General features: G+C 42.6%; 22 protein-coding genes, 1 rRNA gene and 1 riboswitch. Of the genes, 22 read left to right on the plus strand and 1 reads right to left on the minus strand.

The window, feature by feature from the left end:
* The 14 genes from rrf to purD all read left to right on the plus strand — a co-directional run.
* Window positions 1-104, plus strand: a 5S ribosomal RNA gene (gene rrf, locus ACQKMF_RS19255); the annotation flags it as partial.
* 513 nt (window positions 105-617) lie between these two features.
* Window positions 618-818, plus strand: coding sequence for an NETI motif-containing protein (locus tag ACQKMF_RS19260; protein ID WP_101225051.1), 201 nt, complete (start codon window positions 618-620; stop codon window positions 816-818).
* Window positions 819-892: 74 nt separating this feature from the next.
* A riboswitch (purine riboswitch) is annotated at window positions 893-994 on the plus strand.
* Window positions 995-1,173: 179 nt separating this feature from the next.
* Window positions 1,174-1,662 (plus strand): 5-(carboxyamino)imidazole ribonucleotide mutase, encoded by a 489-nt coding sequence (purE, locus tag ACQKMF_RS19265; RefSeq protein ID WP_076372819.1) that lies wholly within the window; start codon window positions 1,174-1,176, stop codon window positions 1,660-1,662.
* Window positions 1,646-2,806: a 5-(carboxyamino)imidazole ribonucleotide synthase gene (purK, locus tag ACQKMF_RS19270; RefSeq protein ID WP_427574500.1), complete on the plus strand. Its 1,161-nt coding sequence runs from the start codon at window positions 1,646-1,648 to the stop codon at window positions 2,804-2,806. Before purE ends, purK begins: the two co-directional genes overlap by 17 nt.
* Entirely contained in the window at window positions 2,803-4,095 is a 1,293-nt protein-coding gene (purB, locus tag ACQKMF_RS19275; RefSeq protein ID WP_034306123.1) for an adenylosuccinate lyase, read from the plus strand. Before purK ends, purB begins: the two co-directional genes overlap by 4 nt.
* Before the next feature lie 103 nt (window positions 4,096-4,198).
* Window positions 4,199-4,918, plus strand: coding sequence for a phosphoribosylaminoimidazolesuccinocarboxamide synthase (purC, locus tag ACQKMF_RS19280; RefSeq protein WP_427574502.1), 720 nt, complete (start codon window positions 4,199-4,201; stop codon window positions 4,916-4,918).
* Window positions 4,911-5,165: a phosphoribosylformylglycinamidine synthase subunit PurS gene (purS, locus tag ACQKMF_RS19285; RefSeq protein ID WP_034306118.1), complete on the plus strand. Its 255-nt coding sequence runs from the start codon at window positions 4,911-4,913 to the stop codon at window positions 5,163-5,165. The genes purC and purS overlap by 8 nt, the downstream gene beginning before the upstream one ends.
* Window positions 5,162-5,848 (plus strand): phosphoribosylformylglycinamidine synthase subunit PurQ, encoded by a 687-nt coding sequence (gene purQ, locus ACQKMF_RS19290; protein WP_048680628.1) that lies wholly within the window; start codon window positions 5,162-5,164, stop codon window positions 5,846-5,848. Before purS ends, purQ begins: the two co-directional genes overlap by 4 nt.
* Complete coding sequence (gene purL, locus ACQKMF_RS19295; protein ID WP_427574504.1) at window positions 5,832-8,051, plus strand: phosphoribosylformylglycinamidine synthase subunit PurL; 2,220 nt, start codon at window positions 5,832-5,834, stop codon at window positions 8,049-8,051. The genes purQ and purL overlap by 17 nt, the downstream gene beginning before the upstream one ends.
* Window positions 8,036-9,451 (plus strand): amidophosphoribosyltransferase, encoded by a 1,416-nt coding sequence (gene purF, locus ACQKMF_RS19300; RefSeq protein ID WP_048680621.1) that lies wholly within the window; start codon window positions 8,036-8,038, stop codon window positions 9,449-9,451. Before purL ends, purF begins: the two co-directional genes overlap by 16 nt.
* A 42-nt stretch (window positions 9,452-9,493) precedes the next feature.
* Entirely contained in the window at window positions 9,494-10,519 is a 1,026-nt protein-coding gene (gene purM / locus ACQKMF_RS19305) for a phosphoribosylformylglycinamidine cyclo-ligase (RefSeq protein ID WP_034306111.1), read from the plus strand.
* Window positions 10,519-11,094: a phosphoribosylglycinamide formyltransferase gene (gene purN, locus ACQKMF_RS19310; RefSeq protein ID WP_427574506.1), complete on the plus strand. Its 576-nt coding sequence runs from the start codon at window positions 10,519-10,521 to the stop codon at window positions 11,092-11,094. The genes purM and purN overlap by 1 nt, the downstream gene beginning before the upstream one ends.
* A gap of 18 nt (window positions 11,095-11,112) precedes the next feature.
* Window positions 11,113-12,648, plus strand: a complete 1,536-nt coding sequence (gene purH, locus ACQKMF_RS19315) for a bifunctional phosphoribosylaminoimidazolecarboxamide formyltransferase/IMP cyclohydrolase (protein WP_427574508.1) — start codon at window positions 11,113-11,115, stop codon at window positions 12,646-12,648.
* Window positions 12,649-12,667: 19 nt separating this feature from the next.
* On the plus strand, window positions 12,668-13,942 hold the full coding sequence (gene purD / locus ACQKMF_RS19320) for a phosphoribosylamine--glycine ligase (RefSeq protein ID WP_101225049.1): 1,275 nt from the start codon (window positions 12,668-12,670) through the stop codon (window positions 13,940-13,942).
* Window positions 13,943-13,991: 49 nt separating this feature from the next.
* Here the strand turns inward: purD and ACQKMF_RS19325 are convergent, their stop codons facing one another.
* Window positions 13,992-14,258, minus strand: coding sequence for a YgaP-like transmembrane domain (locus tag ACQKMF_RS19325; protein ID WP_402944736.1), 267 nt, complete (start codon window positions 14,256-14,258; stop codon window positions 13,992-13,994).
* Between the two features lie 147 nt (window positions 14,259-14,405).
* Between ACQKMF_RS19325 and ACQKMF_RS19330 the strand changes: the two genes are divergently transcribed.
* From ACQKMF_RS19330 to gatC, 8 genes are all read left to right on the plus strand, one after another.
* Window positions 14,406-16,151, plus strand: a complete 1,746-nt coding sequence (locus ACQKMF_RS19330) for an adenine deaminase C-terminal domain-containing protein (RefSeq protein ID WP_402944733.1) — start codon at window positions 14,406-14,408, stop codon at window positions 16,149-16,151.
* Window positions 16,152-16,194: 43 nt separating this feature from the next.
* Window positions 16,195-17,232, plus strand: a complete 1,038-nt coding sequence (locus ACQKMF_RS19335) for a DUF3048 domain-containing protein (protein ID WP_101225017.1) — start codon at window positions 16,195-16,197, stop codon at window positions 17,230-17,232.
* Between the two features lie 26 nt (window positions 17,233-17,258).
* Window positions 17,259-17,573 carry a YerC/YecD family TrpR-related protein gene (locus ACQKMF_RS19340; protein WP_034306094.1) on the plus strand — a complete coding sequence of 105 codons (315 nt, stop codon included), beginning with the start codon at window positions 17,259-17,261 and terminating at the stop codon, window positions 17,571-17,573.
* A gap of 220 nt (window positions 17,574-17,793) precedes the next feature.
* Entirely contained in the window at window positions 17,794-18,477 is a 684-nt protein-coding gene (locus ACQKMF_RS19345) for a heptaprenylglyceryl phosphate synthase (RefSeq protein WP_063235730.1), read from the plus strand.
* Between the two features lie 61 nt (window positions 18,478-18,538).
* The gene (pcrA, locus tag ACQKMF_RS19350; RefSeq protein WP_101225015.1) at window positions 18,539-20,785 is read left to right on the plus strand and encodes a DNA helicase PcrA; all 2,247 of its coding nucleotides are present in this window, start codon (window positions 18,539-18,541) and stop codon (window positions 20,783-20,785) included.
* Window positions 20,786-20,886: 101 nt separating this feature from the next.
* Window positions 20,887-22,893, plus strand: coding sequence for an NAD-dependent DNA ligase LigA (gene ligA, locus ACQKMF_RS19355; RefSeq protein WP_427574512.1), 2,007 nt, complete (start codon window positions 20,887-20,889; stop codon window positions 22,891-22,893).
* A gap of 11 nt (window positions 22,894-22,904) precedes the next feature.
* The gene (locus ACQKMF_RS19360; protein WP_402944721.1) at window positions 22,905-24,074 is read left to right on the plus strand and encodes a CamS family sex pheromone protein; all 1,170 of its coding nucleotides are present in this window, start codon (window positions 22,905-22,907) and stop codon (window positions 24,072-24,074) included.
* A 350-nt stretch (window positions 24,075-24,424) separates the two neighbouring features.
* Window positions 24,425-24,715: an Asp-tRNA(Asn)/Glu-tRNA(Gln) amidotransferase subunit GatC gene (gatC, locus tag ACQKMF_RS19365; protein WP_076372748.1), complete on the plus strand. Its 291-nt coding sequence runs from the start codon at window positions 24,425-24,427 to the stop codon at window positions 24,713-24,715.
* The last annotated feature ends 1 nt before the right edge of the window (window position 24,716 follow it).

The raw sequence follows: 24,716 nt of genomic DNA on the forward strand, positions 1-24,716 counted from the left end.
AGCGAAGAGGTCACACCCGTTCCCATTCCGAACACGGCAGTTAAGCTCTTCAGCGCCGATGGTAGTTGGGGGTTTCCCCCTGTGAGAGTAGGACGCCGCCAAGCCATTCAAAAGATCAGCCATCCGGCTGGTCTTTTTTTGTATTGCAATATTTTCGGCTTTCAGGGAGGAGTGACGTAAATTACATCTAATCGACCTGAATCCTAACCTTGCGACCTAGAATGAAATAAATCGACCTGCGTTAAATCCTCTCAAATTACAAAAGCTGACTTATAAGTTAGGTCTTACTTGAATTGAAATAATTCGCGAGAGCAAGATACGAATATGGAGCAGAGGTTAATTTCATGAATAAGGCTATGGTAATTGAGAGGGGAAGAAGGGTAGGATATTGAAGGAGATGTATAATTTATGGGTGCAGGTGCTTTTACGGAAGACAGGGATATCCTAATCTTAGGTATTATGGAATTTCCATTATAAAGTAATCCTCTTTTTTGAAATGTAACTTGTCTTTACTTGTTCTTTTCATTATACTGGGAAGAATTTAATAATGTTAATAAAGCAAGTTGGATGCTAAAGAAGCAGACTGAAAAAATAGAATTATGGAAGGAATCGGTATTGTGGGTAAAAAGAGTAAGGAAAAGTTTGAAGTTATCGAGGGCGAGACAATTGATGCATGTTTAGATCGAATTAAAGCGGCGGGGTACTTTCCTGTAAGGAGAACGGAAGAGCCTATCTTTGCCGAGAGAATCGAGAATGGCAAGGTCCATTATGTGCCAGTTGATCGAAAAATTGTATTTGAAGCAAAATTAATTGAGTAAAACACGAACGATTAATTAATATCATGTAAAAATATTCGATTTTAACTTGACATTAAAATGGCCGGAAGGTAAGATGAAGTTACATTAATACATCTCATATAATCATGGGGATATGGCCCAAAAGTTTCTACCTGATGACCGTAAATCATCGGACTATGAGAAAAGCATCTGACTATTTCGGAAACTAGCCAAGTCTTTTTGTTTTTTCAAAAGGGCTTTCTTTCCCGGACAGGTTGCTTTCTCGATGAGGAAGCAACCTGTCCGGTTTTTTAATTTACATGTTATAGATAAAAATGATAAGCGTCCGTCTGCATACCCGGGACGCCATAATATGAGTGTTGGAGGGAAAGATGATATGAAACCGCAAGTTGGGGTTATTATGGGAAGTGTCTCGGATTGGGAAACGATGAAATACGCTTGTGAATCATTGGAACAGCTTGAGATTCCCTATGAAAAAAGAGTCGTTTCCGCCCACCGGACGCCGGATTTACTATTTGAATATGCAGAGAGTGCAAAAGATAGAGATATTAAAGTGATTATTGCCGGAGCAGGCGGGGCTGCACATCTTCCAGGTATGACCGCCGCTAAAACGATTGTCCCTGTGATAGGCGTTCCAATACAGTCGAAGGCATTAAATGGGATGGATTCGTTATTATCGATTGTTCAAATGCCTGGTGGCGTACCGGTTGCAACGGTTGCGATCGGAAAAGCGGGCGCAGTCAATGCCGGTTTGTTTGCGGCTCAAATATTAGCAGCTTTTGATTCTGACATTGCCGATAGGTTAGAGGCTTTACGAAACGAAACCAGAGAAAAGGTGTTACAGAGCAGTGAACAACTTAAATAATACAATCATTTTACCGGGACAGACCATTGGAATAATCGGCGGTGGACAATTGGGCAGGATGATGGCCTTATCGGCTAAGGCATCTGGCTTTAAGATAGCGGTCCTTGAGCCGACAGCAGAAGGTCCATGTGCTCAAGTGGCGGATATTGAAATCACTGGTGCTTATGATGATATCGAAGCATTGAAAAGGTTGGCTGAGGTCAGTGACGTCATAACATACGAGTTTGAAAATATCAGTTCAGAAGCACTGGATTGGTTAAAGCAACATGCATTTCTTCCACAGGGCTCAGAATTATTAAAGCTGACACAGGATAGACTGACTGAAAAAAAAGCCATATCTGATGCAGGAGCTTCCGTTGCTCCATATCAGGAAATACAGGATATTTCAGAAATTCACCTTCATATAGAGAAATTAGGGTACCCTAGTGTGTTAAAAACGACGCGGGGCGGTTATGATGGAAAAGGGCAGTTGGTCATTAAGGAAGAAGCCGACATCAAAAAGGCTGAATCCCTGCTCAAAACAGGTATATGTGTGCTGGAAGCCTGGATTCCTTTCGTAAAAGAAATATCCATTATCGTGACGCGTAAGGCAGATGGCGAGACAAGTCATTTTCCGATTGCGGAAAACATTCATGTTGAAAACATACTTCATAAAAGCATTGTTCCCGCCCGTATTAGTCAACAAGCTGAACGGAAAGCTATTAATGAAGCTTTGCAGCTTGCAGAGAAACTTGATTTGGTGGGGACATTGGCGGTCGAGATGTTTTTAACCGATCAGGATGATATCATCATTAATGAATTAGCGCCAAGACCTCATAACTCAGGCCATTATACAATGGAAGCATGTGAGACTTCACAGTTCGAACAGCATATAAGGGCTGTTTGCAATTGGCCGCTCGGCAATACGGAGTTATTGAAGCCTGTGGTAATGATAAACATCCTTGGTGAGCATATCGAGCCCTTAATGGATGAAATTCCGACGCTTTCAGATTGGAAGGTTCACCTTTACGGTAAGAAAGAAGCCAAGCTTAAGCGGAAAATGGGTCATGTGAATATTTTACGTCCAACGATCGAGGAAGCTCTTTTGGAAAGTGATCGAAGCAAAATATGGAATCAACAGGTTGAAACGGAGGAAGTAAAATGATTGAACGTTATACCCGCCCAGAGATGGGAAACATTTGGACAGAAAAGAACCGCTTTAATGCGTGGTTGGAAGTTGAAATCTTAGCTTGTGAAGCATGGTCTGAGCTAGGTGTCATTCCAAAAGAAGATGTGAAGCTTCTTCGTGAAAATGCTACATTCGATGTAGACCGTATCAATGAAATCGAAAAAGATACACGCCACGATGTTGTTGCTTTTACACGTGCGGTTTCTGAAACATTGGGAGAAGAACGGAAATGGGTCCATTACGGACTGACTTCCACTGATGTGGTGGATACAGCTCTTTCATATGTGATAAAGCAAGCGAATGAGATACTTGCCAAGGATTTAAATAACTTCGTGGAGATCCTGAAAAATAAAGCGAAAGAACATAAATACACGGTTCAAATGGGACGTACACATGGAGTTCATGCTGAACCGACCACTTTTGGGTTGAAACTGGCTCTTTGGTATCAAGAAATGAAGCGAAATGTAGAACGTTTTGAAGAAGCTAGAAAGAACATTGAGGTTGGGAAAATCTCTGGAGCTGTCGGAACTTACGCAAACATCGACCCGTTCGTTGAAAAATTCGTTTGTGAAAAGCTTGGCCTTGAAGCAGCACCAATTTCAACACAAACATTGCAACGCGATCGTCACGCACATTATATGAGCACATTGGCTTTAATTGCGACATCAATTGAAAAATTCGCAGTTGAAATTCGCGGCTTGCAAAAAAGTGAAACACGCGAAGTGGAAGAATTCTTTGCAAAAGGACAAAAAGGATCTTCGGCAATGCCTCATAAACGGAATCCAATCGGTTCTGAAAATATGACGGGTATGGCTCGTGTAATCCGCGGTTACATGATGACAGCATATGAGAATGTGCCATTATGGCATGAACGTGACATTTCGCATTCTTCTGCTGAGCGCATCATCTTGCCGGATGCAACGATCGCATTAAACTACATGCTGAACCGTTTCAGCAACATAGTGAAGAACTTGACCGTTTATCCAGAAAATATGAAACGTAATATGGACCGTACGCTTGGATTGATTTTCTCACAACGTGTACTGCTTTCCCTTATCGATAAAGGACTTGTCCGTGAAGAAGCTTATGATACGGTTCAGCCGAAAGCGATGGAAGCATGGGAGCTTCAGGTTCCATTCAGAAGCCTGATCGAAAAGGATGATAAAATCACAAGCTTGCTTACGAAAGAAGAACTTGATGATTGTTTCGATCCTACACATCACCTGAAAAATGTTGATGTAATCTTTGATCGTTTAGGTTTATAAAAGTGAAGGCGGCAAACATGGCACCTCTAAACGGTGATATGTTTGCCAAGCCTGATCAATGGCAGGAAGATTCATAATATTCACAATGTGGGGGTCTGGACAGATGGAAAAACGAGAATTGTTGTATGAAGGAAAAGCGAAACAGATTTTTGCAACGGACAACAGTGAAATAGTTTGGGTGGAATACAAGGATTCGGCAACAGCGTTTAATGGTGAGAAGAAGTCAGAGATTGCCGGAAAAGGTAAGTTGAATAATCAAATTACTAGCTTACTATTTTCAAAGCTTGCCCAAGAGAATATCCCATCCCATTTTATTGAAATGCTTTCCGACCGGGAGCAGCTAGTCAAGAGGGTATCCATCATTCCACTTGAAGTCGTTGTCAGAAATACGGCTGCCGGCAGTTTTTCTAAAAGAACTGGCATTGAAGAAGGCCAGCCGCTCAAGAAAACGCTGATTGAGTTTTACTATAAAGATGACGAACTCGGCGATCCTCTGTTAACGGAAGACCATATTGAAGAATTGGAACTTGCAAGCAAGGAAGATGTAGCGATTTTAAAAGAAAAGGCAGAAGAAATCAGTATCGTCTTAACTTCCTTCTTTAAAGAGTTAGACATTAAATTGATTGATTTTAAATTAGAGTTTGGTAAAACCTCGAATGGAGACATTCTGCTGGCAGATGAAATTTCACCTGATACCTGTCGATTATGGGATATTAAAACGAACGAAAAGTTAGACAAAGATGTATTCCGCCGTGATTTAGGAAGTTTAACAGATGCTTACGAAAAAATACTAGCAAAGTTGGAGGGCACTCAACATGTATAAGGTTAAAGTATATATCACACTACGCGAAAGTGTACTAGATCCACAGGGAGCAGCAGTGCAACAATCACTTCATAGTTTGACTTATAACGAAGTCAGTGATGTTCGAGTGGGGAAATACATTGAACTTACAATTAAGGATACGGATCGTGATTTAGATCAACTTGTAAAGGAAATGTGTGAAAAACTATTGGCCAATACGGTAATTGAAGCTTACCGCTATGATGTTGAGGAGGTTATCACCCAATGAAATTTGCTGTCATAGTTTTCCCTGGTTCCAATTGTGATGTCGATATGTACCATGCGATAAAGGATGCACTGGGGGAAGAAGTGGAGTATGTTTGGCACTCTACAGACAATCTAGATCAGTATGATGGGATTCTTCTTCCTGGAGGTTTCTCTTATGGAGACTATTTACGCTCTGGAGCAATTGCAAGATTTTCGAATGTAATGGCAGAGGTCGTAAAAGCAGCACAAGCAGGAAAGCCTGTATTGGGTGTCTGCAATGGTTTTCAGATTTTACTTGAAGCAGGACTTTTACCTGGTGCGATGCGCCGTAATGAAGGCTTGAAATTCATTTGCCGCAATGTAGGACTGAAGGTTGAAAATAACCAATCGATGTTCACGACAGGATATGAATTAAATGAAACGATTACGATCCCAGTTGCCCATGGTGAAGGGAATTACTACTGCGATGATGAGACATTGGCTGAATTAAAACAAAATAACCGCATCTTGTTCACGTATGATGGTGAAAATCCAAACGGAAGCTTGGAGCAAATAGCGGGAATTACAAATGAACAAGGAAATGTCCTCGGAATGATGCCTCATCCCGAACGTGCTGTTGATTCGCTGCTTGGCAGTAAAGACGGCTTAAAGATTTTTCAATCCATCGTAAAAAACTGGAGGGAATCACATGTTATTACAGCTTGAACCAAGTCCGGAAAAAATTAAATCGGATCGATTGTACGCAACAATGGGACTATCCGATGATGAATTTGCAATGGTGGAGAAAATCTTAGGCAGACTGCCGAATTATACTGAAACTGGATTGTTTTCGGTTATGTGGTCAGAGCATTGTTCCTACAAAAATTCAAAACCCATCTTAAGGAAATTCCCGATTACAGGGGAGAAAGTGCTACAAGGTCCTGGTGAAGGAGCAGGTATCGTTGATATCGGTGACGATCAGGCTGTCGTTTTTAAAATTGAAAGTCATAACCACCCTTCAGCAATAGAGCCTTATCAAGGTGCTGCTACCGGTGTCGGCGGAATTATCCGTGATGTTTTCTCCATGGGAGCCCGTCCGATTGCGATGTTGAACTCGCTTCGCTTCGGTGAGCTAGACAATGATCGTGTGAAATATCTATTTAAAGAAGTGGTTGCAGGGATTGCAGGATACGGGAATTGTATCGGAATTCCAACTGTCGGCGGAGAAATTCAATTTGATCCATCGTATGAAGGAAATCCTCTTGTTAATGCAATGTGTGTCGGTTTGATCGATCATAAGGACATTAAAAAAGGCCAAGCGCATGGAGTGGGCAACACAGTGATGTATGTGGGTGCCAAAACTGGACGTGATGGTATTCATGGAGCAACATTTGCATCTGAAGAGCTATCAGAGTCTTCGGAAGAGAAACGGCCTGCCGTACAAGTAGGCGATCCATTCATGGAGAAGCTGCTTTTGGAAGCATGCCTTGAATTGATTCAAAATGATGCCCTTGTTGGCATTCAGGATATGGGAGCAGCAGGTCTTACAAGCTCATCTGCCGAGATGGCGAGCAAAGCTGGCTCAGGAATAAAAATGAACCTGGATTTGGTACCGCAGCGTGAAACGGGAATGACAGCATATGAAATGATGCTATCTGAATCACAAGAGCGGATGCTGATCGTTGTCACTAAAGGACGCGAACAGGAAATCGTCGACTTGTTTACGAAATATGACCTAGAAGCGGTTGCTGTTGGTGTAGTGACGGATGATAAAAACCTAACCCTTTCCCATCAAGGTGAAATCGTTGCTGAGGTTCCGGTTGATGCATTGGCTGAAGAAGCTCCTATTTATCACAAGCCATCTGCAGAGCCGCAATATTTCCGTGACTTCCAAAGCATGACGGCAGAAGTGCCAGTCATTGAAGATTATAAAGAAACATTGGTATCACTATTGAAGCAACCGACAATTTCGAGTAAGGAATGGGTCTACGACCAGTATGATTACATGGTCCGCACGAATACAGTCGTCTCACCTGGATCGGATGCAGCGGTAGTGCGTGTACGTGGTACGAATAAAGCCCTTGCCATGACGACGGATTGTAACTCCCGCTTTATTTATTTAGATCCTGAAACAGGCGGCAAAATCGCTGTGGCTGAAGCAGCCCGTAACATCATTTGCTCGGGTGCGGAACCTTTAGCGATTACGGATTGCTTGAACTTTGGGAATCCAGAAAAACCAGAAATATTCTGGCAACTGGAAAAAGCGGCAGACGGTATGAGTGAAGCTTGCAGAAGCTTAAGTACTCCTGTAATCGGCGGAAATGTTTCCCTTTATAATGAAACGAATGGTGAAGCGATTTATCCGACGCCTGTAGTTGGAATGGTTGGTCTAGTCAATGACCTTAAGCACATCACAACACAAACATTTAAAAATGAATCCGATTTGATTTACGTGGTCGGTGAAGCGAAAGTTGAATTCGGAGGCAGTGAATTACAGAAAATGCTCGAGGGTAAAATCTTTGGACGCGCTCCAGAACTTGATTTGGACCTTGAACAAAAACGTCAGCAGCAAATTCTGACGGCAATTCAAAAAGGACTTGTTGCATCAGCCCATGACCTTTCGGAAGGCGGTTTGGCAGTGGCTTTAGCTGAATCTTTATTCGGGGCTAGCAAACTAGGGGCAGAAGTGAATATATCCGCGGAACCTGTATCTGAATTATTCAGTGAAACGCAATCACGATTCTTACTGTCCATCAATCCTGATAATCAAGCGTCATTTGAAGCTCTTGTTGAAGATGCGATTTGCATAGGCTCAGTAACGGCTGATAATAAATTAGTCGTAGCAACTAGTGATAGCAAAGTGTTGGAAGCGGACGTTGAAGATTTACAAACAGCTTGGAAGGGAGCCATACCATGCTTGCTGAAATAAGAAGCCTAAACGAAGAGTGTGGTGTTGTTGGAGTCTGGGGACATCCCGATGCAGCGCAGCTTGCTTACTACGGTTTGCATAGCTTGCAACATCGTGGTCAAGAGGGAGCGGGCATCGTCGTGACGGATGGTGAGCAGATGTCCATCTCTAAGGGCGAAGGACTTGTCACAGAGATATTCACTGCGGAAAAAATGCAGGCACTTTCCGGTAGCGGTAAAGCGGCAATAGGCCATGTCCGTTATACAACGGCAGGCGGCGGCGGGTATCAAAATGTTCAGCCTTTCCTGTTCAATTCTCATACAGGGGGGCTGGCCCTTGCTCATAATGGGAATATCGTCAATGCCCATCAATTAAAAGCACAGCTTGAAGGACAAGGAAGCATTTTTCAAACGACCTCTGATACGGAAGTTCTGGCACATCTGATTAAACGCTCCGGCTACTCGGATGTAAGAGATTCCGTGAAGAACAGTTTAAGCATGCTGAAGGGGGCCTATGCCTTTGTCATCATGACCGAAACCCAAATGATCATGGCAAGAGATCCGCATGGCTTCCGTCCACTTTCCTTGGGGAAAATAGGCGATGCATATTTCGCTGCATCTGAAACATGTGCACTTGATATTGTAGGTGCAGAATTCATCCGTGATATTGAGCCGGGAGAACTGGTTGTCATTAATGATGAGGGAATCACATCCGAATACTTTTCGCTTTCCAGCCAACAGGCAATGTGCACGATGGAGTACGTGTATTTTTCCCGTCCGGATAGCAACATTGATGGTATCAATGTTCATACGGCACGTAAAAACCTTGGTAAGCAAATGGCACTCGAAACCAAAATTGAAGCAGACGTAGTTACAGGTGTACCTGATTCCAGCATCTCGGCAGCGATTGGCTATGCTGAAGCTGCAGGCATTCCTTATGAAATGGGTTTAATAAAGAACCGTTATGTTGGACGGACTTTCATTCAGCCATCACAAAGTCTGCGTGAACAAGGCGTAAAGATGAAACTATCACCTGTAAGAGGGGTAGTGGAAGGCAAGCGGGTCATAATGGTTGATGATTCAATCGTCCGTGGGACAACGAGCAGAAGGATTGTCCGCATGTTAAAAGATGCTGGAGCGAAAGAAGTGCATGTAGTAATCAGCTCACCACCGATCAAGAATCCATGTTTTTATGGCATAGACACGTCTAAAAAGGAAGAACTGATTGCAAGCTCAAAATCGGTGGAGGAAATAAGGGAAATCATTGAAGCTGATTCCTTAACTTTTTTAAGTGTCGAAGGTATGGTCGAAGCGATTGGACGACCGTTTCCTGGAGAAACGCGCGGTTCATGCCTAGCTTGTTTCACCGGAAATTATCCGACTGAAATTTTTGAATACGAACGAGAAAAAACAAAATGTTAATCAAGTCGGCAATGATGATTGATTTTCGGAGGAGGATTTCAAATGGCTAATGCATATAAACAGGCTGGTGTGGATATTGAGGCTGGTTATGAAGCGGTAAATCGAATGAAGAAACATGTAAAGCGCACATTTCGTCCAGAAGTAATGAATGGTCTGGGCGGTTTCGGCGGCATGTTTGACTTATCTTCCTTGAACCTTAAAGAACCTGTGCTCATTTCTGGTACGGATGGAGTGGGTACAAAACTTTTGTTGGCGTTCATGATGGATAAACACGATACAATTGGAGTGGATTGTGTAGCTATGTGCGTCAATGATGTTGTCGTTCAAGGTGCTGCACCTTTATACTTTTTAGATTATATTGCCTGCGGTAAAGCAGATCCTGAACGAATTGAAATGATCGTCAAAGGAATTGCAGATGGCTGTGAGCAGGCGGGCTGTGCTTTAATCGGCGGAGAAACGGCTGAAATGCCGGGCATGTATGAGACGGAAGAATACGATGTGGCAGGTTTTACTGTAGGTGCCGTTGAAAAATCACGTCTGATTACTGGTGAAGCGATCTCGGCTGGTGATGTCGTTATTGGACTCGCTTCAAGCGGCATACACAGTAATGGGTATTCCCTTGTTCGTAAGATCCTTCTTGAAGACTCAGGTATGGGGCTTCATGACTTCGTACCGGAACTGGATTGCAAGTTGGGAGAGGAATTATTAAAACCGACGAAAATCTATGTGAAGTCCGTTTTATCGACGTTGGAAAAATTTGAGGTTAATGGTCTTGCCCATATCACCGGTGGAGGATTCATCGAGAATATTCCGCGTATCCTTCCTGAAGGATGCGGTGTTGAAATCGAGCTTGGAAGCTGGGAAATTCCAACTATATTTTCATTCCTTGAAGAAAAAGGAAACCTTGTAAAAGAGGAAATGTTCAATATCTTCAATATGGGTATTGGGATGACGGCTGTCGTCAAAAAAGAAGTGGCATCGGATGTGCTAGCCCACCTAAAGTCTTGCGGTGAAGAAGCCTCAATTATTGGAACGATCGTGGATGGAAATGGAGTGTCGTTCAAATAATGAAACGCCTTGCTGTCTTTGCATCAGGTAACGGTAGTAATTTTCAATCAATTGCTGAAGCAATAAAAAGTGGAAAGTTGGAGGCGGAAATCTGTCTTGTCGTTTGCGATCGTGAAGACGCATATGTGCTTGAGAGAGCAAAGCTTGAGAATATTGACTCTTTCTCCTTTTCAGCAAAGAATTACTCCAACAAGACTGAATATGAATCGGAAATCCTGGAAAAACTTCGCCAGTATGAGATAGAGTTCATCATTCTTGCTGGTTATATGCGTTTGATCGGTCCGACATTATTACAAAAGTATTCACAGAGGATTGTGAACATCCACCCTTCACTTCTGCCAAGTTTTCCAGGCAAGGATGCAATTGGCCAGGCTTTTGATGCCGGAGTGAAGGAAACGGGGGTAACCGTTCATTATGTTGATAATGGAATGGATACAGGACCGGTCATTGCCCAAAAAACAGTGCCAATTCTTGAAGGGGATACGAAAGACATCCTTCAGAAAAGGATTCAGGAAATGGAGCATGATTTGTATCCATCAGTTTTGCAGGAGCTATGCCACAAGAAACTTACTTAATGGAGGGACCAACATAACATGAAGAAACGCGCATTAATTAGTGTATCGGATAAAACAGGTATCGTAGAATTTGCTCAAGGTTTAATTGAAGCAGGTTTTGAAATCATTTCTACAGGCGGTACCAAAAAAACGCTTCAGGAAAATGGTATTGAGGTTATTGGAATCAGTGACGTCACCGGTTTCCCGGAAATTTTGGATGGACGTGTTAAAACGCTTCACCCGAATGTCCATGGAGCAGTGTTGGCAAAACATGATGACAAAGGTCACGCAGCACAGCTTGCTGAGCATAACATTGAACCCATTCAACTTGTCTGCGTAAACCTATATCCATTCCAAGCGACTATTTCCAAACCGGAAGTCACTGTGGAAGATGCTATTGAAAACATCGATATCGGTGGACCGACAATGCTTCGTTCTTCTGCTAAAAACCACGAATATGTGACTGTTATCGTTGATTCCAATGATTATCCTACCGTATTGGCTGAGCTGAAACAAAACGGCGGGGTAGCAAAAACCACGAATCGCCGCCTGGCTGCAAAAGTCTTCCGTCATACGGCAGCATATGATGCAGTTATTTCAGAGTATATGACAGAGCTTGCCGATGAAGAAAATCCTGAATCATTGACTGTTACCTATGAATTGAAACAGTCGCTTCGTTATGGGGAAAATCCACATCAAAAAGCCGCATTCTATAAAAAACCGCTTGGTTCCGTTTTCTCAATTGCAGAAGCGAAGCAATTACATGGAAAAGAACTATCATACAACAACATCAATGATGCTGATGCAGCACTTCAAATCGTTAAAGAATTCAATGAGCCTGCTGCAGTTGCAGTCAAACATATGAATCCTTGCGGCGTCGGTGTCGGTGCGACCATTTTGGAAGCATATGAAAAAGCTTATGAGGCAGATGCCACCTCCATTTTCGGTGGGATCATCGCTTTGAACCGTGAAGTCGATAAAGCGACTGCGGAAAAGCTTCATGAAATTTTCCTTGAAATCATCATTGCCCCTGGGTTTACACAAGAGGCAGTGGAAGTATTGACAAGCAAGAAAAACCTACGTTTATTAACGATCGATTTTGACGCGGTTAAAAAGCCTGAACGTAAATTGACATCCATTGAAGGCGGATTACTTATTCAAGATCGGGACGCACATAGCTTAAAGGATGCAGAGGTAAAAGTGGCAACGAAACGTGAGCCTACACCTGAAGAGTGGAAAGCCATGGAACTTGGCTGGAAAATCGTGAAACATGTCAAGTCGAATGCAATAGTGGTTTGTAACGATCAAATGACATTAGGTGTTGGCGCAGGTCAAATGAACCGTGTGGGAGCTGCAAAAATTGCTCTGGAACAAGCTGGGGAAAGAGCGGCAGGAAGTGCATTGGCATCAGATGCATTCTTCCCAATGGATGATACTGTAGAAGCGGCAGCAAAAGCGGGCGTCACGGCAATCATTCAGCCTGGTGGATCTGTTAAAGATGAGGATTCGATCAAGAAAGCTGATGAATATGGGATTACAATGGTGTTTACAGGAATTCGTCACTTTAAACATTAATCAAAAACGAGGTGCGATAATGAATGTACTAGTAATTGGCCGGGGCGGCAGGGAGCATGCCATAGCCCGCAAACTATTTGAAAGTAAACGGGTTGGGACTGTTTTTGCAGCACCGGGAAATCCAGGGATGACCGATGTAGCGACTCTTGTTCCAATTGATGAAAACAATCACGGGGAATTGGTTGCCTTTGCCAAAAATAATGCAGTTGCATTAACGGTGATCGGGCCCGAAACACCATTGTTGAATGGACTTGCCGATGATTTTGCGGAGGCAGGATTACAGGTATTTGGCCCTAATGGCCGTGCTGCTGTCATCGAGGGAAGTAAATCCTTTGCTAAAGATTTAATGAAGAACTATAGCATTCCGACAGCGGAATATGAAACATTCTCTGATTATGATTCAGCAAAGGCGTATATCGAAAAAATGGGTGCACCCATCGTCATAAAAGCGGATGGTTTGGCTGCTGGAAAAGGTGTCGTAGTTGCTATGACGATGGAAGAGGCGTTAGACGCCATCCATGATATGCTTGTCGGGGCAAAGTTCGGGGAAGCATCTGCCAAAGTCGTTATTGAGGAATTCCTTGATGGCGAAGAATTTTCATTGATGGCATTCGTAAATGGGGAAAAAGTGTATCCGATGGTCATTGCTCAGGATCATAAGCGGGTTTTCGATGGAGATCAGGGTCCGAACACAGGTGGAATGGGTGCATACTCACCGGTGCCGCAAATTTCCGATGAAATGATCCAGACTGCAGTCGAAACGATTCTTAAGCCCACGGTAAATGCGATGATTTCTGAGAATCGGAGTTTTACAGGAATATTATATGCCGGGTTGATCGCTACTCAAAAAGGCACAAAAGTCATTGAGTTCAATGCCCGTTTTGGCGATCCGGAAACGCAAGTCGTTTTACCGCGCCTAAAAACAGACTTCGTGGATACGCTTGAAGCGGTTCTTTCTGGAGAGGATTTACAACTTGAATGGCATGAAGAAGCCGTGCTTGGAGTGGTCGTCGCAGCTGATGGATATCCAGGGGAATATAAAAAGGGATCTATCATTAAAGGCTTGGAAAAGATTGATCCGAAAGCCCATGTTTATCATGCTGGAACGGCTCTCAATAATGAAGGGAACTTCATCTCGAATGGCGGACGTGTACTTCTGGTTGCTGCAAAAGGGAAAGATTTGGCCTCTGCGCAAGCTGAAGTATATAAAGAGTTAGGGCATATTGAGAAAGACGGTTTATTTTGGCGAACGGATATTGGCTACCGAGCAATAAAATACAATTTTTCATCATAATATAAAGAAGCTGACTCTAAGCGGAGTCAGCTTCTTCTTTAGAAAAAACTTAATATGAATCAGATTGATTGGATTCACTTTCATATTTTGGCTCACTTTTCATCAAGTTCTGTCCGTTTTCCATCGCATCTACGACAGGACAATAGCGGAGTATGCCTTCGCCTATTTTCATGGCAGAAAGCATCACCACGATTATGTAAGATTGGTTTTTCCATGGTTTTTTCACCATTTTAGCCATGGCCCATGTTAAAAATGTAAAACCACAGGTAATTCGAATTAATGCATTTATTATACTGATATTTTGTTTAAACTTCATTTAAAGTCCATCCCTTCACAAAAATTTAACAATATTCTGGATAACATTACTGTTCTAATGGGGCAAGTATGTTACTATGAAATAAAATTGGATTGAAAATGGTTTTTTTCATACATCTATTTCTAATAACTTATGGGGGAATGTTTTATGCTTGAACAGCGCTATAGATGGAAAAATAAACATCTAAGAGAACAAATAGATGTGCTGGATGGCAATAGGGCACCACACATTCTGCTTAAAAATACGACTTATTTAAATCAGGCTTTACGAAAATGGGTGAAGGCGAATATATGGATATATGATGATCGCATCATATATGTTGGCGATAAGCTTCCTGATAATATAGACCGCTGTGAAATGGTAGACTGTACAAACCAGTACTTGGTCCCGGGTTATATTGAGCCGCATTCACACCCTTCTCAATTATATAATCCCCTTTCTTTTTCACGTTATGCATCTCATTTTGGCACAACGACATTGATCAATGATAACTTGCCGTTTCTATTGCAGTTAGATAAAAAGAAAGCGTTTTCTCTTTTGAAAGAATTACGTAACATTCCTGTAACAATGTATTGGTGGAGCCGTTTTGACGGACAAACGGAATTGATCGATGAAGATATGGTCTTTTCCCATGGGGCCGTTAAATCATGGCTGGAGCATGATGCCGTATTACAGGGCGGGGAACTGACTGGATGGCCGAAGCTTCTCGATGGGGATGACATGATGCTGCACTGGATTCAGGAAGCCAAGCGAATGAGGAAGAAAATAGAAGGACACTTTCCAGGTGCTTCAGAGAAGACTTTAGCAAAAATGACCTTGTTCGGAGCCGATTGTGATCATGAGGCAATGACAGGTGATGAGGTAATGTCGCGCTTGCTGCAGGGCTATTATGTATCGTTAAGACATTCTTCGATCCGTCCGGATTTACCAAAGCTGATACGGGAAATCCATGAACTGGGCATCGATCATTATGACAAATTCTTTTATACGACAGATGGATCGCCGCCGTCCTTTTATGAAGGTGGTTTCATAGACTGCTTGATCAAAATAGCGATAGAGCATGGCGTTCCGGTCATCGATGCATACAATATGGCAACTATCAACATCGCACGTTATTATAATATCGAATACCTTCATGGCAATATTGCCACTGGAAGGGTAGCGAACATCAACTTCCTGACCGATGTAAAGGAACCCGCACCGGTTTCGGTAATGGCAAAAGGGAAATGGGTTAAAAGGGATGGTGAAATCATTCCGGATAAACAGGAAATCGAATGGAGTGATTTCGATTTTAAACCCCTCGATCTTGATTGGGATCTTAGTTTAAAGGAAGATTTTGAATTTTCCATGCCGTTTGGAATTGAATTGGTCAATAATGTAATTACAAAACCGTACTCGCTTGCCAATGATGTTGGCCATGAAGAACTGAACTTTGAGGATGATGAATGCTTTTTCATGCTTATCGATCGGGAAGGGAAATGGCGCATCAATACGATATTAAAAGGGTTTGCGGACAAATTATGCGGCTTCGCCGGCTCTTACACAAATACAGGTGACATCATACTGATCGGTAAAAGGAAAAAGGATATGCATTTGGCATTTAACCGGCTGAAGGAAATCGGCGGTGGAATCATTTTAACGGAACAAGGCAAGGTGATTCATGAACTTCCTCTGAAATTAAAGGGGGTCATGTCCACCAAGGAGGTTCCAGAACTGATAGAAGAAGAAAATGAATTGAAACATTTACTGCGTGAGAGAGGTTATCGCTTCGCCGATCCTGTTTACACCCTTTCGTTCTTTTCGACAACCCATCTCCCATATATAAGGCTAACCCAGCGAGGAGTATATGATGTAATGAATAAAACTATACTCTTTCCTACTATAATGCGTTAAAATATAAGAGAAGAAATGGCTAATAAATCAGAGGAGTGGAAAGATGAACCTAAAGAGAGTTCTTTTCATCGTTATTGCTATTTTACTGCTGGCAGGATGTTCTACGAAAGAAGATTCTGCATCGGATGACAATAAGCCGAAAGACCAAGCTGTCATCAAAAATACAGATGTGAAAAATGAACCTTCCAATGAGTTTCCACTAACAGGTATAGCCACCGATGAAGACAGTGAGCGCAGGGCTGCAGCAGTGATGATTAATAACCATCCGGAAGCACGCCCACAATCGGGCCTCTCAGAAGCGGATATCGTCTTTGAAATGCTCGCAGAAGGTGATATAACCAGATTTTTAGCCATCTTCCAAAGTGAAATGCCAAGCCAAATCGGTCCGATCCGGAGTGCAAGGGACTATTATATCGAATTGGCAAAAGGCCTTGATTGCATCTATGTCTGTCATGGAAACAGCCCCGAGGCAAAAACCATGCTGGACAAAGGGTATATTGATAACTTGAACGGATTATATTATGATGGTACTTTGTTTCAACGTTCGGCAGATCGAAAAGCACCGCATAATTCCTACACTTCCTTTGAGGATATCCAAAAAGGCGCGAAGGAAAAGGGATATGAGTTGAATGGTGCACCGGAGCATTATGCTTTCCTTACAAAGGAAGAGGCAGCTGGACTTCAAGGGGAACCGGCATTGAAAACCGAGGTTTCCTACGGATCAGACGAGTATGATGTACAGTATGAATACGAAGCCACGGAAGAGAAATATAAACGTTATTCGAACGGAGAGCAAACAGTCGAGCATAAATCGAATAAACCTATTTTACTGGATAATATATTGATCATTGAGGCTGCTCATCAAGTGATCGACGATAAAGGGCGTCGTAAAATCGACTTGAAAAGTGGCGGAAATGGTTATTTACTTCAAAAAGGAAAAGCGAATGAAGTAGAATGGGTTAATAAGGATGGTCGGATTATACCAGTGAAAAACGATAAAGAAGTAGGGTTGATTCCAGGGAAAACCTGGATCAATATTATTCCGGATGAACCTGGTTTAGTTGGAGACGTCTCATTTTGATACCCATGAAATTGAGGGGGAGTAACATGCAAATTGATAAGTTAAGAGGAAAAGAAACGGATCAGCTGTTTAAGTCGATCCTTTCCTTGCGTGATTTGGACGAATGCTATCGATTTTTTGATGATTTATGCACAGTTAATGAAATTTCATCACTGGCACAGCGTCTTGAAGTAGCCCGCATGCTTGAAGAAGGTAAAACCTATCATAAAATCGAAACGGAAACGGGTGCAAGCACGGCTACGATTTCCAGGGTCAAACGCTGCTTGAATTACGGAAATGATGCTTATTCCATGGCACTTAACCGTATTAAGGATAACGTTGAGGAAACAACTGAATCCTAATTCTTTCGATCAAAATAAAAAGCCGGGGAATTCATTTCCCGGCTTTTTATTTTGAGTTCAGGGCTCTCTTTGCCGGCTGTCTTTCAACCATATCCGTGTTATATTGGATTTTAGATTCAGAGGTTCCATTTGGTAATAACATTTTATCGATACTTCTCTTTTTTAATGAAAAATCTTAATGCTATAATGGTGTAATGGGAAGTGTGAATGGAGGATTATAATGTACGATTTTCGCGAGTGGAAACATGTTTTCAAACTCGATCCAAATAAAGAAATAAGTGATGAGGCCCTAGAGAAAGTCTGTGAATCCGGTACTGATGCAATCATGGTCGGGGGAACGGATGGAATCACGCTAGAGAATGTGCTTCATTTAATGGCACGTGTCAGACGATATACCGTCCCATGTGTGATGGAAATTTCTTCTGTTGAAACCGTGACCCCGGGGTTTGATTTATATTTCATTCCGAGTGTCCTGAATAGCACCAACCCGGATTGGATGATGAAACTGCATCAGCAAGCAGTCAAGGAATATGGATACCTTTTGAATTGGGATGAAATTTTCGTTGAAGGGTACTGTATCCTGAATCCTGAGTGCAAGGCGGCCCAGTTGACGAAAGCCAATACCGATTTGGATATGGATGATGTGGGTGCATACGCGATGATGGCAGAAAAGATGTTCAACCTGCCGATTTTTTATTTGGAATACAGCGGTGATTATGGCGATGTCCAGATGGTGGAAGCTGCCAAAGAGAGTTTGGAGGATACCGTACTATTCTATGGCGGTGGGATAAAATCAGTTGAACAGGCCAAAGAGATGTCCAAGATTGCGGATGTCATCGTTGTCGGCAATGTGATTTATGAAGATTTGAAAGTGGCACTTGCAACAGTTTCGGCAGTTAAATGAAAACATGTAATAAATATAGTATACTAAAACAGAAACGAATGTTCGTATAGGTGGTGTGATAATGCAATATTTAGCGGAAAAATTACTAATAGGTTTGAATGAACAGCAACAAAAAGCAGTGAAAGCAACTGATGGCCCACTTTTAATCATGGCTGGGGCAGGAAGTGGAAAGACGCGTGTGCTGACTCACCGAATAGCTTACTTGATGGTCGAGAAGGAAATAGCGCCTTGGAACATCCTTGCAATCACGTTCACCAACAAAGCGGCACGTGAGATGAAGGAGAGGATCCGAGCCATACTTGGCGGTGCGTCCGAAGATATCTGGATTTCGACTTTCCACTCGATGTGTGTCCGTATTTTACGAAGAGATATCGACCGTATCGGATTTAATAGGAACTTCTCGATATTGGATACAACGGATCAGCAATCGGTCATAAAACAAATCATGAAAGACCGTAATATGGATACAAAGAAATATGATTATCGTGCCATTTTGGGTAGCATCAGTTCAGCGAAAAATGAATTGGTCGGGCCGGAAGAGTACCTGAAGACGGCGTCTGATTACTTCACTAAAGTAACTGCCGATGTATATACGGAATACCAAAAACGGCTGCGTAAAAATTCAGCGCTCGATTTCGATGATTTGATCATGATGACGATTCAATTGTTCCAGCTCGTACCTGAGGTGCTTGAATATTATCAGCGTAAATTTCAATACATTCATGTTGATGAGTATCAAGATACGAACAGGGCTCAATACATGCTTGTTAAACTGCTGGCTTCACGCTTCCGTAATCTCTGTGTTGTCGGGGATTCCGATCAATCGATCTATCGCTGGCGCGGTGCGGATATCGCGAATATCCTTTCATTTGAAAAGGATTATCCGAATGCCAACATGATTTTCCTTGAACAGAATTACCGCTCAACGAAAAAGATTCTTGCAGCGGCGAATAAGGTCATCGATAACAATCAAAACCGGAAGCCGAAAAATCTTTGGACAGAGAATGCAGATGGCAATAAGATATTCTATTACCGTGCAGACAATGAACAAGGGGAAGCGCAATTCGTAGCCGGAAAGATAAATGAGTTAGTCCAGGATGGCAGCCGGAAATATTCAGATATAGCAATACTTTACAGAACAAATGCACAATCACGTGTCATGGAGGAAGTTCTGCTTAAATCCAATATAAATTATGCAATAGTCGGGGGCACCAAGTTCTATGACCGTAAAGAGATTAAGGATTTACTTGCCTATCTTCGCCTTATTGCGAATCCTGATGATGACATCAGTCTTCGCCGTGTAATCAATGTACCAAAACGCGGAATTGGTGCAACTTCAATGGATAAAGTGGCAGATTATGCAGATCAATATGATGTTTCCATTTATAAAGCACTGGAATCTGTGGAAATGGTAGGGATAAGCGGGAAGGCTACCAAAGCGGCAAGGGAATTCCATACGCTGATCACTAATTATACAAATCAGCAGGAATACTTATCCGTAACGGAACTTGTGGAGGAAGTCATTAAGAAAACCGGTTACCGTGAGATGCTGCAGGCAGAAAAAACGATTGAATCACAAAGCCGCCTTGAAAATATAGATGAGTTTTTATCTGTTACGAAAGCATTCGAAGATAACAGCGAAGACAAATCATTGGTGGGCTTTTTGACTGACCTTGCGTTGGTTGCAGATATAGACCAACTTGACGAGAATACTGAAGAAGCTACAAATACGGTAACGTTGATGACGCTGCATTCAGCGAAGGGACTTGAATATCCGGTGGTCTTTCTATTGGGCCTTGAAGAAGGGGTATTCCCTCACAGCCGATCGCTTATGGATGAAGAGGAGATGGAAGAAGAACGCCGTCTGGCTTATGTGGGAATTACAAGGGCTGAAAATGAACTATTCATAAGCAATGCCCAAATGCGGACATTGTATGGACGGACGAGCATGAATCCCGTTTCCCGTTTCATTAGTGAAATACCAGAGGAACTTCTTGAAGATCTAAAACCGAAACCGGCTCCTAGAGCTAGGCAAACACCTTTCAGTTCTTCGAGAACCGGATCTCCTTCAACTGCTTCAACAAGAAAAGTGCCTGCCTTCGGAAGAGCTGTTTCTGCGCCATCCGCAACGGGCGGCGAAGAGATCGGCTGGGCTGTCGGTGACCGTGCCTCCCATAAAAAATGGGGAATAGGAACCGTGGTGAGCGTAAAAGGAGAAGGCGAAGGGAAGGAATTGGATATAGCCTTTCCAAGTCCAATCGGAATCAAGCGGCTATTGGCGAAATTTGCACCAGTTGAAAAGGCTTAAGATTAATATGCTTCCACTGGTAAAGAATAGGGATATCTGACTTTAGACACCGCTCTTCTATAAGAAGTGCGGTGGAGTCTTCTTTAGAAAGGATTGAACGTATGGACTTACAAGCTGCAGAGAAGAAAATTCTAGAGCTGCAAACGCTGTTGAACCAATACAGCTATGAATATTATGTCATGGACCAGCCATCAGTACCTGATGCTGAATATGATCGTCTGCTCCGTGAACTTATTGAGTATGAGGAGAAATTTCCGGAACTGCAAACGGCGGACTCACCGACACAACGGGTCGGTGGCGCCATTTTGGATATGTTTGAAAAAGTGGAGCATACCACACCAATGCTTAGTTTAGGCAATGCCTTCAATGAAAGTGACTTACGGGATTTTGACAGAAAGGTCAGACAATCTGTAGGTGACGATTTTTCCTATGTATGTGAATTGAAAATTGATGGACTTGCCGTCACTCTTCAATATGAAAATGGATATTTCGTAAGAGGGGCAACCCGTGGAGATGGAACGATCGGTGAAGATATTACCGCTAATTTAAAAACGATCAAATCGATTCCATTGAAGCTGCGGGAGCCGGTTGCCATAGAAGTGCGCGGTGAGGCGTTCATGCCAAAAAAATCATTCGAATCATTAAACAAGGCTAAGGAAGAACGCAGTGAGGAACCATTTGCAAACCCAAGAAATGCAGCTGCGGGCTCGTTAAGGCAGCTTGACCCAAAACTTGCTGCGAAACGTAACTTGGATATTTTCCTTTATGCGATTGCCGATTTGGGCGAAACAGGGGTCCGTTCCCACAGTGAGGGTCTGGATTTATTGGATCGACTCGGATTTAAGACGAATCGGGAAAGAAAAAGATGCTCGAATATAGAAGAAGTGCTGGCCTATATAGTAGAATGGACGGAACAACGTCCAAACTTAGCCTATGATATTGATGGAATTGTCGTAAAGGTGGATTCCCTTGAACAGCAGGATGAATTAGGATTTACTGCAAAAAGTCCGCGATGGGCGATTGCTTATAAATTCCCAGCTGAAGAAGTCATTACAACCCTAAGGGATATCGAGCTGAATGTTGGCCGTACGGGTGTATTGACCCCTACCGCAGTTTTGGATCCCGTTCGGGTAGCAGGTACCACTGTACAGCGAGCTTCACTTCACAACGAAGACTTAATCCGTGAAAAGGACATCAGAATCGGAGATCAAGTGGTCGTGAAAAAAGCGGGCGATATCATTCCAGAGGTAGTCAATGTGCTGGCAGACCGCCGTACAGGGGAAGAAGTCGAGTTCCAGATGCCGACTGAGTGCCCGGAATGCAGCAGTGAACTTGTCCGGCTGGACGGGGAGGTTGCTTTACGCTGCATCAACCCGAAGTGTCCTGCACAAATACGGGAAGGTTTGATTCACTTTGTTTCCCGTACAGCAATGAATATAGACAGTCTTGGTGAAAAAGTGATTAGCTTGTTATTTAAAGAAGAACTCATACAAGATGTGGCTGATATTTATAAGCTTACATACGATCAACTGATTGCTTTGGAAAGGATGGGGGATAAATCCGTCAATAAACTTCTTCAAGCAATCGAAGCTTCGAAGACCAACTCGTTGGAAAAATTACTATTCGGGCTGGGCATTCGCCATGTTGGTTCCAAAGCTGCCAAGACGCTTGCGAGGGAATTCGGGACGATGGAGGCCTTAAGCAGGGCGAGCCGTGAAGAACTAACGGCCATTAATGAAATAGGCGATAAGATGGCTGATTCCATCGTAGCTTATTTTGAATTGGAAGAAGTCCATGCATTATTGAATGAGCTGGATGCAGCCGGTGTGAATCTTACTTTCAAAGGGCAAAGAGCTATTTCTATAGAAGATATCGACTCCATTTTTTCCGGTAAAACAGTCGTTTTAACGGGGAAACTGCATCAGTTAACACGTAACGAAGCAAAAGAGAAATTAGAGGCGCTAGGAGCTAATGTTGCTGGAAGTGTCAGCAAGAAAACCGATTTGGTCGTAGCTGGCGAAGATGCCGGTTCCAAACTGGAAAAAGCTGAAAGCCTAGGCGTCATGGTATGGGATGAAGAGAGACTGATTGAGGAACTAAATAAATAAGAGGTGTAGCTATGAGGAAACACTCTATTTTGGGGATGATTCTTATACTGCTTCTTGCTGGATGTGCGCCTAGTTTTGAGGATAAGCAAGAGGTAGTTCAAGACTCCAAAGACAAAAAAGAATCGGCAATTATTCCGAAGTATAAAATTTCGGAAGAATATTATCAAACAATCCTACCGTTTGAACCATCAAAAGCACGCGGTTTGGTCGTATCCAATCTAAATACCCGATATGACATTGAAGAATTCGAAAATGGTTTGATGCGGTTGGCACAAACCCAATTCGACCCGGAAGATTACCTGTTTCAAGAGGGGCAAATGCTAGATAGTTCCACGATATCTTCCTGGCTGAACAGAAAATATACCGATAGTCAGTTGAAAGAAAAGAAGAAGAAAGCCTCAGAGAACCTTGGCTTGAATCCGGTTGATCCGGGTAAAGGTGACATTGATAAGCGGAATGAAGAAAATCCGATCTATCTTGCCCATATTTTAGAACATAATTACTTGGTGAAAACAAAAGATAATTCAGTGAGCCTTGGCGGAGTTGTAATAGGTCTTGCGTTGAATTCAGTGCATTACTATCAAAAGGAAGAATTCGGTGCCACCTATGAAAATAAAATCGATAGTAACAAGCTAAAGCAAGAAGGGGAGAAAATTGCTGCAGAAGTCCTGAAAAGGCTGCGTAAAATGGACAAGCTGAAAAATGTTCCGATTACGATTGCCTTATTCGAGCAAAATGAAAAATCTTCAGTAGTCCCTGGGAATTTCATTTCCTATACGAATATCGATAAAAACTCTGACAATATTGGAAAATGGACGAACCTGGACGAAGAGTATTTCCTATTTCCTTCTGCAGGGGCTGAAAAAAAATACCGTGATGACGTCAATACATTCACGAACTTTAAAGAAGATGTCGAAGAATACTTCCCTAACTTTAACGGAGTCATCGGCAGGGCGTTCTATATGGATGATCAATTGCAAAGTCTGAACATCGATATCCCCATTCAATTTTATGGGAACTCCGAAGCGATCGGCTTTACCCAATATGTTGCTGGCCTTGTAATGGAACGTTTCCCGAACTATATTGCCGTACAGGTATCCATCACCTCTGTAAATGGACCTGAAGCACTCATAGTCCGTGAAGCGAATCAGGACGAACCAACCGTTCATATATATGAATGAAAAAAGATGAAGCTTAGCGGCTTCATCTTTTTTGTGTCCCGCTTTTAAATGGGAATGTATCCAAAATAACCTTTAAACAGGAAGTAAACCCTTCCATCTTAGGGAGCAACTGCTTTAAAAAGGGAACATTTGTCGAATTTTAAAGGACTTATTGTCATTTCCCCGGAAATTCCGGCAACTTTCCCATATTTCCCGGAAAATATCTCTTTTTCCTTATGAAATAATTGAATTTCGACATTGTATCTCTTGTTGCTTTACTGTGTAATAGTTTGATATGATTTAAACGATGATTATATGGAGAAAAGCGACGAAATTCAGTCGATTTGGATATTTTTTCGGAGGTGAAGAGAATGTCACGTATTTCTATGGAACAAGTTAAACACGTTGCCCATTTGGCTCGTTTGGCCATTACGGAAGAAGAAGCACAACAGTTTCAGCATCAGCTTGACCAAATGATTTCATTCGCGGAGCAGTTGAATGAGCTTGATACGGATCAAGTAAACCCGACTTCTCACGTTTTGGATATGAAGAATGTTATGCGCGAAGATGTCGCAAAACCGGGATTGCCAGTAGAAGAAGTAGTTAAAAATGCACCGGATAGCAAAGAAGGATATATCCGTGTACCATCAATAATTGAATAAG

The organism is Peribacillus sp. NPDC101480, assembly GCF_050277335.1.
Lineage (GTDB): Bacteria > Bacillota > Bacilli > Bacillales > DSM-1321 > Peribacillus.